The sequence below is a fragment of the Stenotrophomonas maltophilia complex sp. Om-AH-Sm3 genome (assembly GCF_059337855.1).
The window spans coordinates 18,713-38,699 of the sequence record NZ_JBYBLQ010000006.1 but is presented as its reverse complement, the minus strand read 5'-3'; the positions used below and the strand labels follow the sequence as shown (position 1 = coordinate 38,699).

The following is a 19,987-nucleotide window of genomic DNA, read 5'->3' as shown; positions in this document are numbered from 1 at the left end:
CAAGTCCACTGACATTCCAGTTGTTCGCCTACGGGGGAAATGCTCATGAACCGCATCTACCGGCGTGTATGGAACCGCCAGCTCAATGCTCTGGTTGTGGCCTCGGAACTGGCCACCGGCGACAGCGGCGGCAGCGCCGCACGCGATCCGCGCGCCTTCCTGCTGATGCCCACGGCCCTGGCGCTGGCACTGCTGTGTGCGCTGGCCAGCGGTCACGCTGGGGCCTCGGAAACCAATCAATCGCTGCGTGACCTGCAAGCACTCGCGGCAAAGTATGCGCAGCCGATGCCGGTCAAGGTTGACGCGGAGGTGGCCCTGGCTGCCGCCGCGCGGCAGGCGCAGAACAGCCCCGCAATCAGTGCGGATGCTCGTCTGGGCCTGCAGTTGAATACCACGTCGCTGCCGCTGGTACCTGACGTGTTGCCGGCCACCGTGCAGGTGAAGCTGGCAGCTAACACCGTGCCGAAGCAAGTGGCCGTGCCGGCGCTGGCGGCTGATGTCCGCGCCAATGTTGGGGTGGGCAACGCTGCGGCCAGGGCGGCACAGGTGGATGCATCGCTGGCTGCGCACGTTGCGCCCGGCGCCCAGGCGCCGCTGGGCGTCGCTGCCGATGCGCGCGCCAGGGCCAAGGTCGGCATCGCTGGCCGCCAGGTCGCTTCGATCGATACGGGTGCCCGGGCGGCCGCCGGCCTCAGCGGTGCAGCCGCCGGATCACTGCCTGGGCTGAAAGCCACCGTCGACGGCAAGGCCGACACGCATCTGGCGGTCGCTGGCCATCACATCGAAGGGCAGGGCCAGGCCCGGGCGACGGCGGCAGTCACGCTGCCGGCCAAGGAGGAGCTGCCGGGTGAAACCCATGATCGTGCCATCAGCGCCGCGTTCGATGCCGGCGTCGCCGGCAAGGTGCGCGTGCAGGCGCCGGACGGCCAGGAGGTAGTGGCCGATCGCAACCTGAAGCTGGCCGGACAGGCGACCGTCGCGGCGCAGCACAGCGCACTGGGCGTCGGCAACCTGGTGGGTGGTGCGGTGGGTGCTGTCGGTGGGACGCTTCACAGTGCCGCGGGTGCAGTTGGTAGCGCGGTGGGTGGCGCGCTGAACGGCACAGTCAGCACGGTTGGCAGCGCAGTGGGTGGCACGCTCAACAACACGGTAGGCGCAGTCAACGGCGCAGTGGACGGTGCTCTGAACGGCACTGTCGGTACCGTTGGAAGTGCAGTGGGCGGCGCACTGAACGGCACCGTCGGCCAGGTCGGCAGCGCCGTGGGCGGCACGCTCAACAACACGGTAGGCGCAGTCGGCGGCGCAGTGGACGGTGCTCTGAACGGCACTGTCGGTACCGTTGGAAGTGCAGTGGGCGGCGCACTGAACGGCACCGTCGGCCAGGTCGGCAGCGCCGTGGGCGGCACGCTCAACAACACGGTTGGCGCAGTCGGTGGCGCAGTTGGCGGTGCTCTGAACGGTACTGTCGGTACCGTTGGAAGTGCAGTGGGCGGCACGCTCAACAACGCGGTCGGCGCAGTCGGTGGCGCAGTTGGCGGTGCTCTGAACGGCACTGTCGGTACCGTTGGAAGTGCAGTGGGCGGCGCACTGAACGGCACCGTCGGCCAGGTTGGCGGCGCCGTGGGTGGCACGCTCAACAACACCGTCGGTGCAGTCGGTGGCGCTCTGAACGGTACTGTCGGTACCGTCGGCAGTGCAGTGGGTGGTGCTCTGAACGGCACCGTCGGCCAGGTCGGCGGCGCAGTGGACGGTGCTCTGAACGGCACTGTCGGTACCGTTGGAAGTGCAGTGGGCGGCGCACTGAACGGCACCGTTGGCCAGGTCGGCAGCGCCGTGGGCGGCATTCTCAACGGCACCACCGGCAGCCCCACCGGCGACCTGGGCGGCGTGCTGGGCAGCACGCTGGGCAGTGTCGGAAGCGCGGTGGGCAACCTGCTCAACGGCAATCTCAATGGCACCGTCGGCAACCTGGGCAGCGCCGTGGGTGGCCTGGTGGGAGGCACGCTGGGCAGCCTCGGCCTGACCCAACCCTCGGCGATTCCGCCAACCAGCCCGAAGGCGCCCGCGCCGGCCGACCCGAATGCTGGCCTGATCATCGGCACCGGTGGCCTGGTCGGCAATGTCGGCCAGCTGATCGGGCCGACCACCACCAGCCTGTTCGGCGGCAACGGCTACCTGAGCAACGGCAATCTCAAGCTCAGCAACGCCAACGTCATGCAGACCTATTCGACGGTCAATGTGCTGGGCCTGCCGGTGGTCAACCTGTCGCCGGTCGGCAGCACGCTCAACGGCCTGGGCGGCGCAGCCACGGGCGGCAGCTCGCACCTGACCCTGATCGGTGGCGTGACCTCCGACAGTTACATCTACAACATCAACAACGGCAATCCCGGTGGCCTGCTGGGCCTCCTTCTGCCAACCGACTCGCCGGCGTGGGCGGCCAAGTGCCTGGACATCGCGCTGGCCGATATTTCCTGCTGGGCGGTCAACGCGGCACAGGACTACCAGGTGTTGATGGGCGATGGCGCCTTCGCCAACGGGTCCAAGGAAGTGGTGATCGGTGCCAATGCACGCCATGAACTGCCGAAGGTCGATGCCAATGTCGCCTTCCCCGGCGATGGCGTGAACGATCCCAGCAATCCGACCGGCGTGCCGACGGCCGACTATGCCGCCCGCATGGGCCACTCGGTCGTCGTCGGTGACAGTGCCGTCGGCACCGCCAACGGACAGACCCTGCTGGGTGCCGAAGCTACTTCAAACCAGGCCAACTCGGTCGCGCTGGGTTACCGCTCCGCTGCACTGCGCGGCGCGCAGGCCAGCTACAGCGCCTACGGCCTCACCGCACCCCAGGTCTCGGCCGGCGAAGTGTCGGTGGGCACGGCCGGTGGCGGCGAGCGCCAGATCACCAACCTTGCCGCGGGCAGCGCCAATACCGATGCTGTCAACGTGGCCCAGCTGAAGGGCGCCATCAGTCTGATCGACGATGTGGCCTCCGCAGCGGTCACCTATGACCTGGACGGCTCGGGCAACCCGAACTATCGCCGGGTCACGCTCGGCGCAGGCACCGGCACCACCACCATCGGCAATCTTGCCGCCGGCGCGGTCACCGCCGGTAGCCTGGAGGCGGTCAACGGCGGCCAGCTGGCGGCTACCAACAGTGCCATCGCCAGTTTCTTCGGTGGTCGTGCGGCTTTCGATCCGGCCAGCGGCATCTTTACTGCACCGTTGTTCGAGATCAGCACGATCTCCACTGGCGGTGCCATCGCCAAGGGCCTGTATGAGAATGCCACCGATGCCTTCGCCGCAGTCGATGGCTCGCTGGTCAACCTCAATACGCAGATCACCGACATCCGCAACGGTGGCACCAAGTACCTGCGGGTGAACTCGACCGGTACCGAGGCGCTGGCCACCGGCGCCGACTCGATCGCGGTCGGTACCAACGCCCGCGCCACTGCCGCCAACAGTATCGCGGTCGGCGCCGGCAGCCTGGCCGACCGTGCCAACAGTGTCTCCATCGGTGCGGCCGGTGCCGAGCGCCAGGTCACCAACATGGCCGCCGGCACGGCGGCGACCGATGCGGTCAACGTGGGCCAGCTGCAGGCCTCGGAGCAGGGCGCCCTGCGCTATGACCTCAACGCCGATGGCAGTGTCAACTACGCCAGCGCCACGTTGGGCCAGACCGGCACGGCAACAACGCTGCGCAACCTTGGCCCGGGCCAGGTCAGTGCCACCAGCAGTGAGGCCATCAATGGTGCCCAGCTGTTTGCCGCCAACCAGGCGGTGGCCACCCATCTGGGCGGTGGTGCCGCGGTCGATGCCAACGGCGTACTGACCGCACCGACCTACTCGATCAACAACGTCGCCGCCAACGGCACGATCACCAAGGGCAACTACAACGACGTCGGTACCGCCTTCGATGCCGTCAGCAACTCGCTGGCCAACGTCGCGGACCAGACCGGCGAGATCGACAAGCTGGCCGTGAAGTACGACGTCGATGGCAGTGGCAACGTGCTCAACAGCGTGACGCTGACGGGTACCGGCACCGGCGCGGTGAAGATCACCAACGTCGCCGCCGGCAGCATCCTGGCCGGCAGCAGTGATGCCATCACCGGCGACCAGCTGTTCAGCACGAACAGCATCATCGCCACCTACTTCGGTGGCACCACCGCCTACAACGGCACCACCAACGTGTGGACCGCGCCGACGTTCAACATCTCCAGCATCGCCACCGATGGCACCTTCACCAGCGGCGACTACAACAACGTCACCGCCGCCTTCACCGCTGTCGACGGCTCGCTGAGGGTCCTCAACCAGCGCATCACCAATGGCGGTGGTGGCAGTGCGTACCTGGCGGTCAACTCAACGGCGGCCGCAGCCACCGCGGCAGGTGCGGAAGCGGTGGCGGTCGGCCCGCAGGCCAGCGCAGCCGGTGCGAACAGCGTGGCGGTCGGCAACGGTGCCAGCAGCAGTGCCGGCAACAGCGTGGCGCTGGGTGCCGGTTCGGTCGCCAGCGTCGGTGCACAGAGCGGCTACACCGGCGCCTACGGGCAGACCGGTGCCAGCAATTCGGCCGGTGAGGTCTCGGTCGGCAGCAGTGGCAGCGAACGCAAGATCACCCACGTAGCCGATGGCTCGGACACCTATGACGCGACCAATGTCGGCCAACTGAAGAACGGCGTGAACTACGCCATCGACGAGTCGAAGAAGTACACCGACCAGAAGATCCAGAACATCACCAACGTGGCCGGCAGCTTCCGCGCCAACAACACCAACAACCTGGCCGATCCGTCTGCCAGCGGCGCCAACTCGGCCGCCGGTGGTGCAGGCTCCACTGCCGCCGGTGCCAACTCGACCGCGCTGGGCAATGGTTCGCAGGCGCAGGCCGACAACTCGGTGGCATTGGGTGCGGGTTCGGTCGCGAACAGGGCCAACACGGTGTCTGTCGGTGCCGCCGGTGCCGAACGCCAGGTGGTCAACGTGGCAGACGGCTCGCAGGCCACCGATGCGGTCAACGTGCGCCAGCTGCAGGCTTCGCAGCAGGGCACGATCCGCTACGACACCACGGTGAACGGCGCGACCAACTACAACAGTGTCACCCTGGGCAGCACCAGCAGCGGCCCGACCACGGTCCGCAACGTTGCCGCCGGCACCGCCGGTACCGACGCGGTCAACGTGGACCAGTTGAAGTCGGGCATGGCGCAGACCCTGGACTGGTCCAAGGCCTACACCGACGAGCGCATGGGCGGCTTCGAGCGCGACCTGCGCAAGACCGACAATCGCGCTTCGGCCGGTATCGCTTCGGCGATGGCCACCGCAGCGCTGCCGCAGCCGAGCGAGGCGGGCCGCAGCATGGCCTCGATCGCCGCCGGCAGCTACAACGGCGAATCGGGCGTGGCGGTCGGTATCTCCGGTGTCTCCGAAGGCGGCCGCTGGATCTACAAGTTCAGCGGTTCGACCAACAGCCGTGGCGAGGCCGGTGTGGCCGTCGGTGCCGGCATCCAGTGGTGATCCCCGCCGCCGGGCCGCACCCGCGGCCCGGCATCGCGGAAACGTCTACAGGGGGAACGACATGAAACAGCATCGCATCGCCCGCGCCGGCCAATGTGCCGCCACGCTGGGCCTGATCCTGGGGATGGGCCTGCTGGCCGCCTGCCGCAGCCATGCGCCGGCCGCCGATGGTCCTGCCGAAGCCACCGCCGTGCACTTCCCGGAGGCCTCCAAGGCCTCGCTGAAGGAAGGCATCTATCCCGACGTCGCCGACCTGCGCCGCTTCGCGCCGGGCATGAGCAAGCGGCAGCTGTACACGCTGCTGGGCACACCGCACTTCAATGAAGGCATGTGGGGCGTGCGCGAGTGGAACTACCTGTTCAACTTCCGCACCGCGCAGGGCGCGGAGTACTTCACCTGCCAGTTCCAGGTGCGCTTCGACAGCAAGGGCATCGCGCAGGGCGGTTATTGGAAGCCGGAGTCGTGCGCGGCCGTGCTCGAACCGCCGCGGCCACCAGCGCCGCTGGCACCGGCACCGCTGCCGGAGCAGCCCCTGCGGCTGTCGGCCGACGCGCTGTTCGGATTCGACAGCGCGGTACTCAGCGCCGAAGGCCAGCAGGCGGTGCAGGGCATCCTGGCGCAGGTACGCGAGGCCGCGCAGGTGCAGTCGATCAAGGTAACCGGCTACACCGACCGCATTGGCAGCGCCAGCTACAACCAGGCACTGTCGCAGCGCCGCGCCGACGCCGTGCGCAACGCGCTGGTGCAGGGGGGCGTGCCTGCAGCCAGCATCAGTGCCGAAGGACGCGGTGCGGCCGAGCCGATCGTGCAGTGCGAGCAGCGCAACCGGCGCGAGCTGATTGCCTGCCTGGCGCCGAACCGGCGCGTGCAGATCGCCGGGATGGCACAGCCACGTTGACCTTCCTGCGCCGGGGCGATGCCCCGGCATCCCGAGTCCCCCCTGACCGCCGGCAGGCGTGGCAACGTCTCCCCCGTCGTCCACGCCTGCCTGCGGCTCAGGTTTCCAAACGGTGCACGCGATGAATGCCCAATTCCTGCCCATCTCCATGAAGACGGAAGCTACGCTCAGCGTGTATGGCCAGCTCGGCAACCATGCCGTGGTGCGCATCCCCGGGCGGCGCCTGCCGGGCCTGATCCTGCAGGCCGATACCGTGGCCGGGTTCCTGGCCCAGCTGCAGGAAGCCCAGGCCTGCCTGCGCAGTGGCCGCGCACAGCGCACCGATGCCGAGCTGGACATGCTGATCGACGTGCTGCAGCAGTGGTACGCCCTGATCGAATCGCGCCTGGCCGACGCCGGCGAGGCCCTCTAGCAAAAAAGGGGACGGAGGGGATTAAGTCGTTTCCGGCACAGCCGGGGCATATGCGACTTAATCCCCTCCGTCCCCTTTTTTCAAGCGCGGGCGCGGATCAACCAACAGGCGGCATCCACACGAACGCGGTCACCTTCGATGAACGGCGCGAATGCGGCCAATGCTTTTTCGCGAAGCATTGTGGCGCGGGCTTCCGGCATTGATCGCAGGGCCAGTCCCAACGGCCCCAGGTGGCCGACATAGGTCGGCAGGTCTTCGCGGGCGAGCGAACAGGGCAGGTCCACCGCAACCACTTCCACGTCATTCCAGCCGGCGGCCTGCAACAGCCGCTGCACGCGCTCGCCATCGGCAAAAGCGAACTGTCCCGGTGCGCCGGGTACGCGGGGCGGGAGATCCAGTTCATCGCCAATGGCGCGCTCGGCGGTGGTCATGAACGGATTCTCCCCGGCACTGCGCCACGCGATGAAGCGCAGCCCAGCGCCCGGTGTCGTGGCACGATGCAGGTTGGCGAACGCGGCCTGGCTGTCCTCGAAGAACATGACGCCCAGCCGCGACTGGATCCAGTCGAAGTGCGCGGGCGGCAGCGGATGGCGCTGCGCGTCTGCCACGATGAAGTCCGCGTCCAGTCCTGCCGCCTTGGCGCGCTGATGGGCCAGCGCCAGCATCGGCGCGGAGATGTCCAGGCCGGTGCAATGTGCCGCGGGACGCGCTGCGGCCGCGGCCAGCAGGCTGGCGCCGGTGCCGCAGCCGATGTCGAGCAGTTCGGTAACGGTCTCAGGAAGTTCGGTGACCAGCAGGTCAGCCATCGGCTGGAACAGGCCGTCAAGAACAGCCTGTTGCGCAACCCACGCCTGGCCGCCAGGGCCGTTCCACAGGGCGTTCTGATCAATGGGAGATGTGCTTGCCATGGCCTTGCCTCGCCGGGTAGTTGCCCATAGCTTGGTGCTTGAAGGTCACTTGAGGTCAAGCCCGTGCGCGAACTGGATATCGGCGAGGTGGTCAAGCGCAGTGGCGTGCCGGCCTCGACCCTGCGCTACTACGAACAGCTGGGGTTGCTGCAGGCGCTGGGGCGCCGCGGCCTGCGCCGGCAGTACGACGCGCAGGTGCTGGAACGGCTGGCGCTGATCGGCCTGGGCCAGGCGGCCGGGCTGTCGCTGCAGCAGATCGGTGCATCGCTGCCGTCGCAGCAGGGGTGCATCTCACTCGACCGCGAGGCACTGCTGGCACAAGCCGAGGTGCTGCAGCGGCAGATCACCCGGTTGCAGCGGGTGCGCCGGCACCTGCAGCGCGCAGCGGCCTGCCCGCAGGCGGAGGATGCCCGCAAGTGCGGTTCGTTCCGGAAACTGTTGCGCGCGCAGCAGCGGATGGGCGGTTGAATCAATCGCGGGTACTGACTTCCCACGTGGCATGCAGCACGCCCGGCACCTGCTCCATCCGTGCCAGCACCACGTCCAGTTCATCGGCACTCACCGCCGTACTGACCAGCACCGCGATCACATCGGTAGGCGCGTCGGCATGCTCGACCAACTGCACATCGCCCACCGGATACTGCGCCGCTTCCAGCGCATCGACCAGGCGCTCGCGCACGCGCGGCACGGCTTCGGCATCCACGCTCAGGCGCACTTCGTAGGTCGCCTCGGTGGCGGCCTCATTGATCGGAATGCGGTTGATCGCATTCACCAGCGGCCGCAGCAGGGTGTTTCCGGCGATGATCAGCACGGTCAGCAGCACGCCTTCGGCCAACATGTCCGCGCCGGTGCAGCTGCCCACCGCCGCAGAGCACCACAGGGTGGCGGCGGTGTTCAGGCCGCGCACGTTCATGCCCTCTTTCATGATCACGCCGGCGCCGAGGAAGCCGACGCCGGAGACCACGTAGGAGATCACCCGCACCGCCTCGGCGCTGCCGGCGATGCGCATGCCCAGGTCGACGAAGGCAGCGGCGCCGACGGCCACCAGCACGTTGGTGCGCAGGCCGGCGGTGCGCTGCCGGTACTGGCGTTCGGCGCCGATCAGCGTGCCCAGTACGAAAGCGGCCAGCAGGCTGACCACGGTGTCGGCGAAGGGACCGGCCTGGAAGGTCTCAATAAAGCGCATGGCCGGAGTCTACCCGGTCGAGGTGACAGTAGATCCACGCCATGCGTGGATTTCCAGCGGTCCACGCCACGCGTGGTTAGTCAGCGTGCCAGAAACGACTTAATCCCCTCCGTCCCCTTTTTGCGGGGTCAGTCGGTGTCCTCGACGCGCTCGCCCATCAGCTCGCGCTGGCGCTTGTCCAGTTCTTCGGCGTAGCGCTTGCGCACGAAGGCTTCGGAGACGACGCCCAGCACCTGGCCGTCGGCGCCGACCACCGCCAGTTCGTCGGCCTGGGTCTGGTCGAAACGCTGCATCACGCTGACCACGTCCGCGGCCGGTGACAGTGAAACGTCACGGTTCTCGGCCAGCTCGCCGATCATGGTCTCCGGTTTCACGCCATCGCCGTAGACCCGTGGAATCTGCACGATGCCGGCGTAGTGGCCCTCGCTGTCGATCAGGATCACCCGGCTGCCCGAGCCCAGCGGGAAGCGCTGGCGGAACGCGGCGGCATCGAGATCGGCCGGAGTAGTGGCCACGCCCTTGCGCATCAGCCGGCCGGCGTTGAGGTTCTGCACCCAGCCCACGTCGCGGGCGCTCTTGATGGTCTCGCCGCGCAGGTGCATGCGCCAGGTCGAGAACGAGTAGCCGAACCACTGCCGCACCAGCGTACTGGACACCAGTACCGCGCTCATCACCACGCTGGTCAGCAGGAAATCGTGCGTGCCTTCCAGCACCAGCATGGCCATGGTCATCGGCGCGCCAACGACGGCAGCAGCCAGCGCGGCCATGCCGGCCAGCGCGGCCGAGGTGGCGTCGATCACCGGAACGCCGGTGGCCATGCCCAGCAGTCCGGCGAACAGCGCGCCGACCAGGGTGCCCATGAACAGCGAGGCGAAGAACAGGCCGCCACGGAAGCCGAAGCCCAGCGAGATGCCCGAGGCCAGGCACTTCAGGGTCAACAGGCCGCCGATCCAGATCAGCGGCAGGTGCGTGGTCAGGTCCAGATGCAGGGCGCCGTGGCCGGACGACAGCACCTGCGGGCTGGCCAGTGCCAGTGGAATCAGCAGCAGTCCACCGACCACCGGCCGACCCCACGCGGGCAGCGGGCTGCGCTTGACCGTGCCTTCGATCGAGGCGATCAGCCGCATGATGGCGATGCCGACCATCGCGCAGCAGCAGCCCAGCAGGCCGTAGATCGCGTAGTCGGCCGCGCGCACGTCGATGGTCGAGGCCGCTGGCAGTAGATAGGCTTCGATGCCGGCCTGGTCGGCCACGAACGCGCCGGCCAGCGCTGCGACGGCCACCGGTGCCAGCGCAGCGGGGGTGTAGGCGCCGATGACGATCTCGAAGGCGTAGAACGCACCGGCCAGCGGCGCACCAAACGCAGCGGCGATGGCACCGGCGGCACCGGCACCGACCAGGATGCGCACGTCGTTGCGACGCAGGCGCATCACCCGGCCCAGCTGCGAGCCGCTGCCCGCGCCCATCTGCGTATACGAAGCCTCAAGGCCGACCGACGCGCCGCAGCCGTTGGACAGCAGGGTCTGGGTCAGCACGATCAGGTTGTCGCGCATCGACATGCGGCCGCCGTGCAGCGCATTGGCTTCCACCGCATCGAGCAGTGGCCGTTTCAGTCGCGTCGCCGCCAGGCTGACCAGGCCGACCAGCAGTCCGCCCAGTGGCAGCACCAGTAGCGCGGTCCAGGTCAGCGAGGGCAGGGAGCTCAGCCGCATGCCGTCGTCCAGCCCATACAACGTGCCCTGCAGCCAGCGCGCGATGCCCGACTGCAGCAGGGTCAGGTAGCCGGCGATCAGGCCAACCAGCAGCGCCAGCGCGATGAACCACAGGTCGCTGCCGCGCAGCCGCAGGCGCAGGCCCTGGAAGGCCAGATGCAGGCGCGATGGCGAAACGGGTGAAGACATGGTGGCGGCATGATACGCCGCCACCGTGAGCGCCACCGTCACCGCATCGGGCGGCTACCGGCTCAGAAGCGGTAGCGGCCCTGTACGTAGAAGGTGCGCGGCGCGGCCACCATGCGGCCTGCGTTGCCATCGACGTTGCGGGTGTACCAGCGCTTGTCGGCCAGGTTGTTCACGCCCAGCGCGATCTCGCTGTTACCCAGCCCCGGCACCTGCCAGGCCACTTGGGCATTCCACAGGCGTACGCCCGGCACGCGTCCCACGCGCGCGTCAGCGCTCTCGGCCCAGGTGTTGGCGGCGTCGGAGAACTGGCCGCTCTGGTGGGTGCTGGAGACGTTGAAGGTCCAGCCGGCCAGCGCGTAGCGGGCGCCGATGCTGTCGGTGTCGCGCGAGTAGAACGGCACGTCCAGGCCACGGTTGTCGCCGGACTGCTGGATCGCCTTGGTCCAGGTGTAGTTGGCGTACAGCTCCAGCCCGGCCAGCGCGCCGTCCTCGGCGAAGTGGTACTCCAGTGCGCTCTCCACACCCTTGTGGTCGGTGGCGCCGATGTTCTGGAAGGTCGGCGGGGTGATTCCCGGTACCTGCAGGATCTGGTTGTCGAAGCGCATCTTGAACACGGTCACTTCCGCGCGCAGGGCGCCGTCCTGCCAGCGCGCGCCCAGCTCGGTGGTCCTGGCCACTTCCGGGTTCAGCGGATTGCTGGCGGTCTGCGAATTGAGCTGGATGTTCTGTACCGGTCCGAACGAGGTGGTGTAGTTGCCGAACACGGTCAGCTGCGGAGTCAGCAGGTAGGCGATGTTGATCGAGGGCAGGGCCTTGTCGTTGCGGCTGCTGAAGGTCGCCGTGCCTCCGGCCTGGCGGCGGTCCATGTCGATCCATTCCATGCGCACGCCCGGAGTGATCCGCCATTGGCCGATCGCGATGCGGTCGTCGATGTAGAACGCATGCGCATCGGTGGCGTTGTCGAAGCGGGTGGTGGCGCTGGCCACGCCGGTGCGGCGGGTGACGGTGTAGCTGCGGTCGTTGCCGCGCTCGCGCAGGAAGCGATAGCCCGCGGTGATGTCATGCACGCTGCTGCCCCAGTGCAGGCGCTGGGTGTAGCGCGGCTCGATGCCGAGCACGCGGTAGTCGCGCGGCTGCACGGTCAGCTGGGTATTGGCGGCGTTGATCAGCGAGCTGGCTCGGCTGCTTTCGTTGTAATAGGCCAGTACCTCGAACTCGCTGTTGGCCGACAGCGTGTTGGTGTAGCCCAGGTCGACGCCGGTGCGGTGGCCCTTCCAGAAATCGGTGGGGCGGGTGTTCTGGAACGGATCGGCCTCGTACTGGGTGCGGGTCAGGCCGCCCGGGGTCAGCGAGCGCACATCGTAGTAGGACAGCTTGGCGCGCAGTTCCTGCTGCGCATCGATGGCGTAGGCGAACTTCAGCGCGAGATCATTGAAGCGGTCATCGCTGCCCCGGCGCCAGCCGCGACCATCCTGGCCGGAGTACAGCAGCGCCGCGCCCAGGCCATTGTCGCCGGTACCGCCGAGGAAGGCGTTGTACTGGGTGCTGTCACCGCCGCCGTGGTCGTAGGCGGTGTAACGCACGCCGGCTTCGCCGTGCAGGCCGGCCTCGGTGGGAATGGCACGGGTGCTGAAGTTGATGATGCCGCCCACGTTCTGCGGGCCGTAGCGCACCGCACCGCCGCCGCGCACCACATCGATCGATTCGATGTTGGACAGGCTGGTCGGCGCGAACGACAGCTGTGGCTGGCCATACGGCGCCACCGCCAGCGGCACGCCGTCCAACAGTACGGTCGAGCGCGGCGAGTAGCGCCCGGTGAGGCCGCGCACGCCGATGTTTAGCGACACCGAACTGCCCGCAGTGCCGGAGTTGTCGGTGACCTGCACGCCGGGGATGCGGCGCATCGCATCGCCGAGGCTGGCCGCGCCGCTGGCCTCGATGCGCTGGCGGTCGACCACGGTGCGCGCGCCGGCGAAGCTCTTCACGCTGTCATGCAGGCCGGTGCCCAGCCAGCTGCCCGAGACCTGGATGCTGTCCAGCGTGGTGGCGCCGTCCTGGGCGAAGGCGGTGGCGGCCGGGAGCAGGCACAGGGTAAGGGCGGCGGCCAGCGGCAGGCGGGCCGGTTGCAGGGCAGGGATGGGCATCGGTGCGGGCTGTGGAAGGCGGTAAATGAGAATTATTGCTGATTCCATTCGTCAATGGAATGCGCCGCCGGTTCACGCTGTTCCCCCGGTGGTAGAGTGGGCGATTGCTTCCTGACTCGCTGAGATCTGCCATGTCCCAAGCCGCCTTCTACCCCGTCGGAACCCCTGGCCAGCCGTGGGGAGCGGCGGAACGGGAGACGTGGCGTGGCCGCCAGCAGCGCCTGCGTCGCTATGACGAGGAAGTGCTGCCGCGCATCGAGGCGCTGGCCTCGCGCTTCGACAAGGTGGCCTATGGCCAGCTCGACTACGCTGGCGAGACCTACACCCTGTTCGCCCTGCGCAGCCGCGATTGGAACCCGGCGCTGCCGGCTGCCCTGGTTACCGGTGGCGTGCACGGTTATGAGACCAGCGGCGTGATGGGCGCGCTGGAATTCCTCGAAAAGCACGCCGCCGACTACGCCGGCAAGGCCAATCTGCTGGTGGCACCGTGCGTGAATCCGTGGGGCTTCGAGCGCATCAACCGCTGGAACTTCGATGCGATCGACCCGAACCGCAACTTCCGCGCCGACGGCCCGGCGCGTGAATCAACGGCGGTGATCGATCTGATCGCGCCGTACAAGGGCCAGTTCGCGCTGCACATCGACCTGCACGAGACCACCGACAGCGACGAGAGCGAGTTCCGCCCGGCGTTGGCCGCGCGTGACGGCAAGCCGTTCGAACCGGGCCTGATCCCCGATGGCTTCTACCTGGTGGATGACAGCGAGAACCCGCAGCCGGCCTTCCAGCAGGCGGTGATCGCCGCGGTGGAGAAGGTCACCCACATCGCGCCGGCTGACGACAAGGGCGAGATCATCGGTTCGCCGCTGGTGGCCCACGGCGTGATCGAATATCCGCTGGTGAAGCTGGGACTGTGCGCGGGCATCACCGGTGCGAAGTTCACTACCACCACCGAGGTCTACCCGGACAGCTCCCGGGCGACCCCGCAGCAGTGCAACGACGCGCAGGTGGCCGCGGTGTGCGCGGCACTGGATTACGCGCTCGCCCATCGTTGACCGGTAGTGCCGGCCGCTGGCCGGCAACTCGTATCACCCCAACGCGTCGGCCCACCACAGTGCGGCCGGTCCCGGCGGCGCGTCGCGGCGCCAGAGCAGGTCGCTGTGGATGCGCCGCGGCCAGCCGGGCAGCGTCAGTTCCACCAGTCGCCCGCGGTCATAACGTTGCACCAGTGCCCGCGGCAGCTCGGCCCAGCCGATGCCGTCCTCGGCCATCTCCATCACCATCAGATAGTCGGTGGCGGTCCAGGCCAGGCCGGTGACGATGTGGGATTGATCGACCTCCGCACTCAATCGCACCTGCCGGTGCCGCGCCAGCTGTGCGGCGCTGCGACGGCCGGCGCTGGCCAGTGGGTGCTCGCGCGCCACGTACACCGACAGTTCGCTGTGATGGGCCAACGGCCGGGCCATCAGGCCATCCGGATAGCTTTCCTGTTGCGGCAGCAGGCCCAGCGCGGCGCGGCCGCTGCCGACCAGCTCCAGCACGTCATCGCCTTCGGCATCCAGCCATTCCAGTTCGATCTCCGGGAATGCTTCGGCAAAGCGCTGCAGCACGCGCTGCTCCGGATCGAGCTGATACACGTCGGAGAACACTACGGTCAGCCGCGCTTCGACCGGCGCGGCCAGGCGCACACTCAACTGCTGCAGGCGGGCATCGGCGGCGAGGATTTCCTGGGCATGGCCGAGCACCTGGCGCCCGGCCTCGGTCAACCGGGGGTAGCGCCCGCTGCGGTCGAACAGGCTCACCCCCAGGTCGGCCTCCAGATGGGCAATGGCGGTACTGACCGTTGACTGGGTCTTGCGCAGGCGGCGCGCCGCCGCCGAGAACGAGCCCAGCGCGGCGGCTTCCACGAAGGCCTGCAGGGATTCGGGGGAATAGGGCATTGAACCATCGCTCCTGTCGATGGGATCCATTTTGATACCACCGTAAAAGGCGATGATACTGGCCGCCGTCGCCCTTGTCTGCGGGGCGTTCCGGACCCTCCACGCATGCCGTGGACCCATTGAAGAGGCGGTGCGGTCCCCGCCCTGCAAGGAGCTTCACATGTCCCGTACTGTTCCTGCCCGTGGCGCGCTGGCCGCGTGGGTCTGCCTGACCGTGGCGATCATCGCCGAGGTGGTCGGCACCTCGTTCATGGCTCATGCCGCCCGCGACGGCGGCTGGAGCGGCTACCTGATCATGGCCGGCGCGTTGGCGCTGTCCTACTTCTTCCTGGCGCAGTCGGTGCGCCGCATCGCCGTGGGCGTGGCCTACGCGGTGTGGGAAGGCCTTGGCCTGACCCTGCTGACCGTGGTCGGCCTCACCGTGTTCGGTGAAAGCCTGTCGCTGCAGCAGCTGGCCGGCCTGATGCTGGCCGTGGCCGGCATCGTCTGCGTCACCCTCGGGGAGGTGCACTGATGAATACCCTGGCCCTGTTTTTCGTGATCTGCTCGGCGCTGATCGACGTCGCCGCCAACATGATGGTGGCCAAGTCGGAAGGTTTCCGTCGTTGGCGCTGGGGCCTCGGTGCGATCGTCCTGGTCTGGATCGCCTTCGCCCTGCTGGGCCAGGCCGTACGCTACATGGATCTGGCCACGGCCTATGCGATGTGGGGGGCGATCGGCGTGATCGGCACCGCCACCTGCGGCCGCCTGTTGTTCGGTAACCGCCTGCGGCCGATCGGCTGGATTGGCATCGCCCTGGTCACGGCGGCGGTACTGCTGCTCAGCACCGCCAAGTAGCAGCACGCCCGGTCGCGAGCGGGGCGGCGATGATGCAGCGATTTGCGAAGTCGCCCGCGCTCATCGACACTGCGGTTTTCCACATGGAGTGCCCGCATGTTCAGCCACATCACCGTAGGAACGAACGACATGGATGCCGCGCGTCGCTTCTACGACGCCCTGTTCGCTGCGATGGCCGCGCGTGCGGGCGTATTCGACGAGAAGGGACGGCTGCTGTACTTCAAGGATGGACGGATGTTCGGTGTAACCGCGCCGATCGATGGGCAGCGAGCGTGCCATGCCAACGGTGGCACCATCGGTTTCAGTCTGGGCAGTGCAGAGGCCGTGCGTGCCTGGCAGGAAGCTGGAGTGGCTCACGGTGGTACCGCCATCGAAGATCCGCCCGGCGTCCGCAACATGTCCGGTCGGCAGGTGTTCCTGGCTTATCTGCGTGACCCGGATGGCAACAAGCTGTGTGCGGTGCATGTGATGTCGTGATCGGACAGGATGCGCGTGGCCGCGCCGCAGGCGGTGCGCGCGGCCCGCGCAAGCAAGGGTGCGTCGCAGCGCGCGCGTGATACCACGGAATGAGCGGACGGGCCTGCGACCACAGGCCGCAACTTCATGCTCTGTCCACTGCGGTTCAGCCAGAATCGGTCGGCTAACCCTTTGATCTACCGGAGAACGCCGCCCCATGGAAGTACTGGAGCCGCAACAATCCCCGGTGCGCACCCTTCGGCCTGTGTTCGCCTTCGCGGCGATCGTTGTCGTGGCGTTCGCGCTGTTCGTCAGCCTGTTCCCGCTCGGCGCGGGCCGCCTTCTGCTCAAGGCACAGGACTGGGCCGCCCTCAACGTCGGCTGGTACTACCTGCTGGCCATGACCCTGTACCTGGTGTTCGTGGTGGGCGTGGCGCTGTCCAAGTACGGTGGCATCAAGCTGGGTGCCGACCATGACGAGCCGGAGTTCAGTTACCTCTCATGGGCCGGCATGCTGTTCGCCGCCGGCATCAGCATCACCCTGTTCTTCTTCTGCGTATCCGAACCGCTGACCCACTACCTGCAGCCGCCGCAGGGCGATCCGGCCGCAGGCGAGGCTGGCGCGCGCCAGGCCATGCAGCTGCTGTTCCTGCACTGGGGCCTGCACGGCTGGGGCGTGTTCGCGCTGGCGGCGATGGCGATGGCCTACTTCGCCTATCGCCACAACCTGCCACTGGCCCTGCGCTCGGCGCTGTACCCGCTGATCGGCAAGCGCATCAATGGCCCGATCGGTTACACCGTGGATGCGCTGGGCATCGTCGCCACCGTATTCGGCATCGGTGCCGACATGGGCTTCGGTGTGCTGCACCTCAATGCCGGCCTCTCGCACCTGTTCGACATTCCGCACTCCAACCTGGTGCAGATCATCCTGGTGGTCAGCATGATGGGCGCGGCCGTGGCCGTGGCCGTGTCCGGCGTCGAGAAGGGCGTGCGCTGGATGGCCAACATCAACATGCTGCTGGCGATCGCGCTGGTGCTGTTCATGCTGTTCGCCGGGCCGACGCAGTACCTGTTCAGCACGCTGATGCAGAACCTGGGCGACTACCTGGGCAGCGTGGTCGGCAAGAGTTTCGATGTGTACGCCTATGGCGGCCGACCGGAATGGCTGGGCGGCTGGACGGTGTTCTACTGGGCCTGGTGGATCGGCTGGGCACCGTTCGTCGGCCTGTTCATCGCGCGCATCTCACGTGGCCGCACCATCCGCGAATTCGTGTTCGGGGTGCTGCTGATCCCGCTCGGCTTCACCCTGGCCTGGCTGTCGATCTTCGGCAACAGCGCGCTGGACCAGGTGCTCCACCACGGCCAGCAGCAACTGGCGCAGCTGGCGGTGGATGACCCACCGACCGTGTTGTATGCACTGCTGGATGGCTACCCGTGGAGCCGCACGGTGATCGCGGTGACGGTGCTGGTGAGCTTCATCTTCTTCGTGACCTCCGCTGATTCGGGAGCAGTGGTGTTGTCCACGCTGTCGTCGCATGGTGGATCACCCGAAGACGATGGTCCGCGCTGGCTGCGCGTGTTCTGGGGCACAGTGATTGCGGTGCTGACCGCAGGGTTGTTGCTGGCCGGCAGCATCGATGCATTGAAATCGGCGGTGGTGCTGGCATCGCTGCCGTTCTCGGCGATCCTGCTGCTGATGATGTGGGGCCTGACCCGCGCGTTCAGTGACGAGTCGCACCGCAAGCGCGCGCTGCAGTACCGGCCGTCGCCGTTGATCGGAGACGATCGCCATCATCAGGGCTGGCGCCAGCGCCTGAGCCAGGCCATGCACTTCCCGGTGCGCGACCAGGTCTACCGCTTCATGGATGACACCGTGAAGCCGGCGATGGAGGCGGTGGCCGAACAGCTGCGCGGGCAGGGTTGGGATGTATCCACCCGCTTCGAGGCTGGCGACATGGAGCTGACGGTGAACCACGGCGAGCAGCAGGACTTCCTGTACCGGGTGATCCTGAGCGGCTACCTGACCCCGTCGTTTGCCGCGCAGCAGCTGCGCAACCAGCGCTACTACCGCGCCGAGGTGCATCTGTTCGAAGGCAGCCAGGACTACGACCTGGTGGGCTACAGCCGCAAGCAGATCATCAACGACATCATCAGCCAGTACGAACGGCACCTGCAGTTCCTGCACCTGAGCCGGTGATGCGGTGGGTGCGGACCGTTGGTCCGCACACCCCTGCAAAGCCGAGCATGGGCTCGGCTCTACAGGGTTTGTCGCATTCGGCACGCGACGCCATCTACTGCCTGCTCGGCAGCCCGCAGCGCATCCGCCAGGTGGAGCCGCTGATGGTGAGCCGCTGCGGCGGAAAAGGGCGCGGCACGGGCCAGTGCATGGTCCTGACACGCATAAACCGGGCAATCGCCAGGCTGGTCGTGCTGCGGCACGCCATCGAGCGCGTGCGCGAGGATGGCGATGAGGCGCAGCAGATAGGCAACGATGTGTGCGAGGGCCTGCTGCTGGCCTGCCGTGGGCTGTCCGAATATGTGGATGAGCAGGCGCAGGTGACTTGAGGCCATCCCGCCGGGCGTGGCCCGCTGTCGGCGCGGCGCTTTGCAAGATTTTGCATGGCGCGAGCTGGGCAACGCGCACAGCATCTGCACACGTCAATCCGGAATGCCTTCTTGTCCTTTCTCACGCCACTGCATCGACCGACACATCTTCTACTGCTGGCCGTGGCCTGCACACTGCCTGCGCAGGCCTTGGCACAGAATTTTTCGACCAAACGCGCTGCAGATCTGGAGCGGCCTCCACTTCAGATCTTGCAAGACGTCATCCTGTGCCGCGCGTCGTCAAGCAGTTCGTACCACATCCGACAAGGTTTCATCGATGGCCTGGATGACCTGAATGGGAATCCTCGCTATGCCAACTGGAGAGGTACTCCACGATCGGACGGCTCAGGCCTTGAGATCGAGTTGCCGGCAGAGATCAGTGTTTTCGGCATGAATACGCGGAAGGTCCTTCTCAACTATGCTTCATTCTGGGCCATCCTTGAGGGTACGTCGCTTGATGACGTGATCCATCGCGGAGGACTCAAGCATAGGGCCGGACTCTATGACACCCACGATATCGTGGGCACCCGACCCGTGGCGCTTCGGACCATGTCAACTGGCATCGCCAATGTCCGCTCCATTGTCGCGCGGACAATGGACAACTCGGGCAACGTTTATGTTGGCTGCGGCGATGTCAGCGAATCCCGCCAGCGGGCAGGCGAATCAGACGACTTGGATACATCGGCTGATTACCACTCCAACGCGGGCAGGTTGAAGATCATTGGCGATTACCTCTCGTGTCGTCTGGAGCGCGCAGACGCCGCTGATTCTGCCGTTGCGCTGGTCCGCAATTATCACCGCGTCCCACCCGCAACACGGTGGAGTGGGCGAGCACTCAAAGACACGTCGGAGTGGCTGCTGCCGGAGCCCATCATGGTGGACGGCATCTCCGTTTCCAGGATCTGGCTCTCAGGTGAACACGCCTATGGTGTGGTAGAAGCAACGCCTTCGAGCGCGCTGGCCGGTCGCTGGGCAATGACGGCGACCGAAAGCGATGCGGTCGAAGCGCTTTTCGTACGCAGGCTTGACGATCGTGTCGCACCCGACGGTTGGATCGAGGAGCGCGAGCGCATTGCATTCCAGTGGGGGCAAGGCGTCACATTGACAGGCTGCAGCTATGGCCAGTCCTACCCTGCGTATGGATGGTGGCCAGAATGGGACGAGAATCGGGAGGACGATTGAGCTCCCCTCAGCCCACG

16 protein-coding genes are annotated in these 19,987 nt (G+C 67.2%); 11 read left to right on the top strand and 5 right to left on the bottom strand.

What is annotated here, in order from left to right:
- Nucleotides 1-45: 45 nt before the first annotated feature.
- The 3 genes from AC10QF_RS09120 to AC10QF_RS09110 all read left to right on the top strand — a co-directional run bounded on the left by AC10QF_RS09120 (nt 46) and on the right by AC10QF_RS09110 (nt 6,815).
- Nucleotides 46-5,505 (top strand): ESPR-type extended signal peptide-containing protein, encoded by a 5,460-nt coding sequence (locus AC10QF_RS09120; protein ID WP_494542073.1) that lies wholly within the window; start codon nt 46-48, stop codon nt 5,503-5,505.
- A gap of 61 nt (nt 5,506-5,566) precedes the next feature.
- Nucleotides 5,567-6,403 carry an OmpA family protein gene (locus AC10QF_RS09115; protein WP_005416976.1) on the top strand — a complete coding sequence of 279 codons (837 nt, stop codon included), beginning with the start codon at nt 5,567-5,569 and terminating at the stop codon, nt 6,401-6,403.
- Between the two features lie 121 nt (nt 6,404-6,524).
- Complete coding sequence (locus tag AC10QF_RS09110; protein ID WP_494542072.1) at nt 6,525-6,815, top strand: DUF6959 family protein; 291 nt, start codon at nt 6,525-6,527, stop codon at nt 6,813-6,815.
- An 80-nt stretch (nt 6,816-6,895) separates the two neighbouring features.
- Here AC10QF_RS09110 and AC10QF_RS09105 read toward each other — a convergent pair whose 3' ends face one another.
- Nucleotides 6,896-7,723: a class I SAM-dependent methyltransferase gene (locus AC10QF_RS09105; protein WP_111177370.1), complete on the bottom strand. Its 828-nt coding sequence runs from the start codon at nt 7,721-7,723 to the stop codon at nt 6,896-6,898.
- Between the two features lie 63 nt (nt 7,724-7,786).
- On the opposite strand from AC10QF_RS09105, the gene AC10QF_RS09100 reads away from it, so the two are divergent.
- Nucleotides 7,787-8,191: a MerR family transcriptional regulator gene (locus tag AC10QF_RS09100; protein ID WP_005416971.1), complete on the top strand. Its 405-nt coding sequence runs from the start codon at nt 7,787-7,789 to the stop codon at nt 8,189-8,191.
- Nucleotide 8,192: 1 nt separating this feature from the next.
- Here AC10QF_RS09100 and AC10QF_RS09095 read toward each other — a convergent pair whose 3' ends face one another.
- The 3 genes from AC10QF_RS09095 to AC10QF_RS09085 all read right to left on the bottom strand — a co-directional run bounded on the left by AC10QF_RS09095 (nt 8,193) and on the right by AC10QF_RS09085 (nt 12,954).
- Entirely contained in the window at nt 8,193-8,909 is a 717-nt protein-coding gene (locus AC10QF_RS09095; RefSeq protein WP_021204279.1) for an MgtC/SapB family protein, read from the bottom strand.
- Between the two features lie 128 nt (nt 8,910-9,037).
- Entirely contained in the window at nt 9,038-10,810 is a 1,773-nt protein-coding gene (locus AC10QF_RS09090; protein ID WP_227844730.1) for a chloride channel protein, read from the bottom strand.
- A gap of 62 nt (nt 10,811-10,872) precedes the next feature.
- Nucleotides 10,873-12,954: a TonB-dependent receptor family protein gene (locus tag AC10QF_RS09085; protein ID WP_494542071.1), complete on the bottom strand. Its 2,082-nt coding sequence runs from the start codon at nt 12,952-12,954 to the stop codon at nt 10,873-10,875.
- Nucleotides 12,955-13,085: 131 nt separating this feature from the next.
- Here AC10QF_RS09085 and AC10QF_RS09080 point away from each other — a divergent pair, with 131 nt between their 5' ends.
- Nucleotides 13,086-14,006: a M14 family metallopeptidase gene (locus tag AC10QF_RS09080; RefSeq protein ID WP_188238484.1), complete on the top strand. Its 921-nt coding sequence runs from the start codon at nt 13,086-13,088 to the stop codon at nt 14,004-14,006.
- 33 nt (nt 14,007-14,039) lie between these two features.
- On the opposite strand, the gene AC10QF_RS09075 is transcribed toward AC10QF_RS09080, so the two are convergent.
- The gene (locus tag AC10QF_RS09075) at nt 14,040-14,891 is read right to left on the bottom strand and encodes a LysR family transcriptional regulator (protein ID WP_005416961.1); all 852 of its coding nucleotides are present in this window, start codon (nt 14,889-14,891) and stop codon (nt 14,040-14,042) included.
- Nucleotides 14,892-15,051: 160 nt separating this feature from the next.
- Here AC10QF_RS09075 and AC10QF_RS09070 point away from each other — a divergent pair, with 160 nt between their 5' ends.
- The 6 genes from AC10QF_RS09070 to AC10QF_RS09045 all read left to right on the top strand — a co-directional run bounded on the left by AC10QF_RS09070 (nt 15,052) and on the right by AC10QF_RS09045 (nt 19,970).
- On the top strand, nt 15,052-15,405 hold the full coding sequence (locus AC10QF_RS09070) for an SMR family transporter (RefSeq protein WP_494542070.1): 354 nt from the start codon (nt 15,052-15,054) through the stop codon (nt 15,403-15,405).
- Entirely contained in the window at nt 15,405-15,728 is a 324-nt protein-coding gene (locus tag AC10QF_RS09065; RefSeq protein WP_494542069.1) for a DMT family transporter, read from the top strand. Before AC10QF_RS09070 ends, AC10QF_RS09065 begins: the two co-directional genes overlap by 1 nt.
- 96 nt (nt 15,729-15,824) lie before the next feature.
- Entirely contained in the window at nt 15,825-16,205 is a 381-nt protein-coding gene (locus AC10QF_RS09060; protein ID WP_494542068.1) for a VOC family protein, read from the top strand.
- Between the two features lie 196 nt (nt 16,206-16,401).
- Nucleotides 16,402-18,381 carry a choline BCCT transporter BetT gene (betT, locus tag AC10QF_RS09055; RefSeq protein WP_005416952.1) on the top strand — a complete coding sequence of 660 codons (1,980 nt, stop codon included), beginning with the start codon at nt 16,402-16,404 and terminating at the stop codon, nt 18,379-18,381.
- A 47-nt stretch (nt 18,382-18,428) separates the two neighbouring features.
- Nucleotides 18,429-18,749, top strand: coding sequence for a hypothetical protein (locus AC10QF_RS09050; RefSeq protein ID WP_223276940.1), 321 nt, complete (start codon nt 18,429-18,431; stop codon nt 18,747-18,749).
- A 111-nt stretch (nt 18,750-18,860) separates the two neighbouring features.
- The gene (locus AC10QF_RS09045) at nt 18,861-19,970 is read left to right on the top strand and encodes a hypothetical protein (protein WP_494542067.1); all 1,110 of its coding nucleotides are present in this window, start codon (nt 18,861-18,863) and stop codon (nt 19,968-19,970) included.
- Nucleotides 19,971-19,987 lie beyond the last annotated feature (17 nt).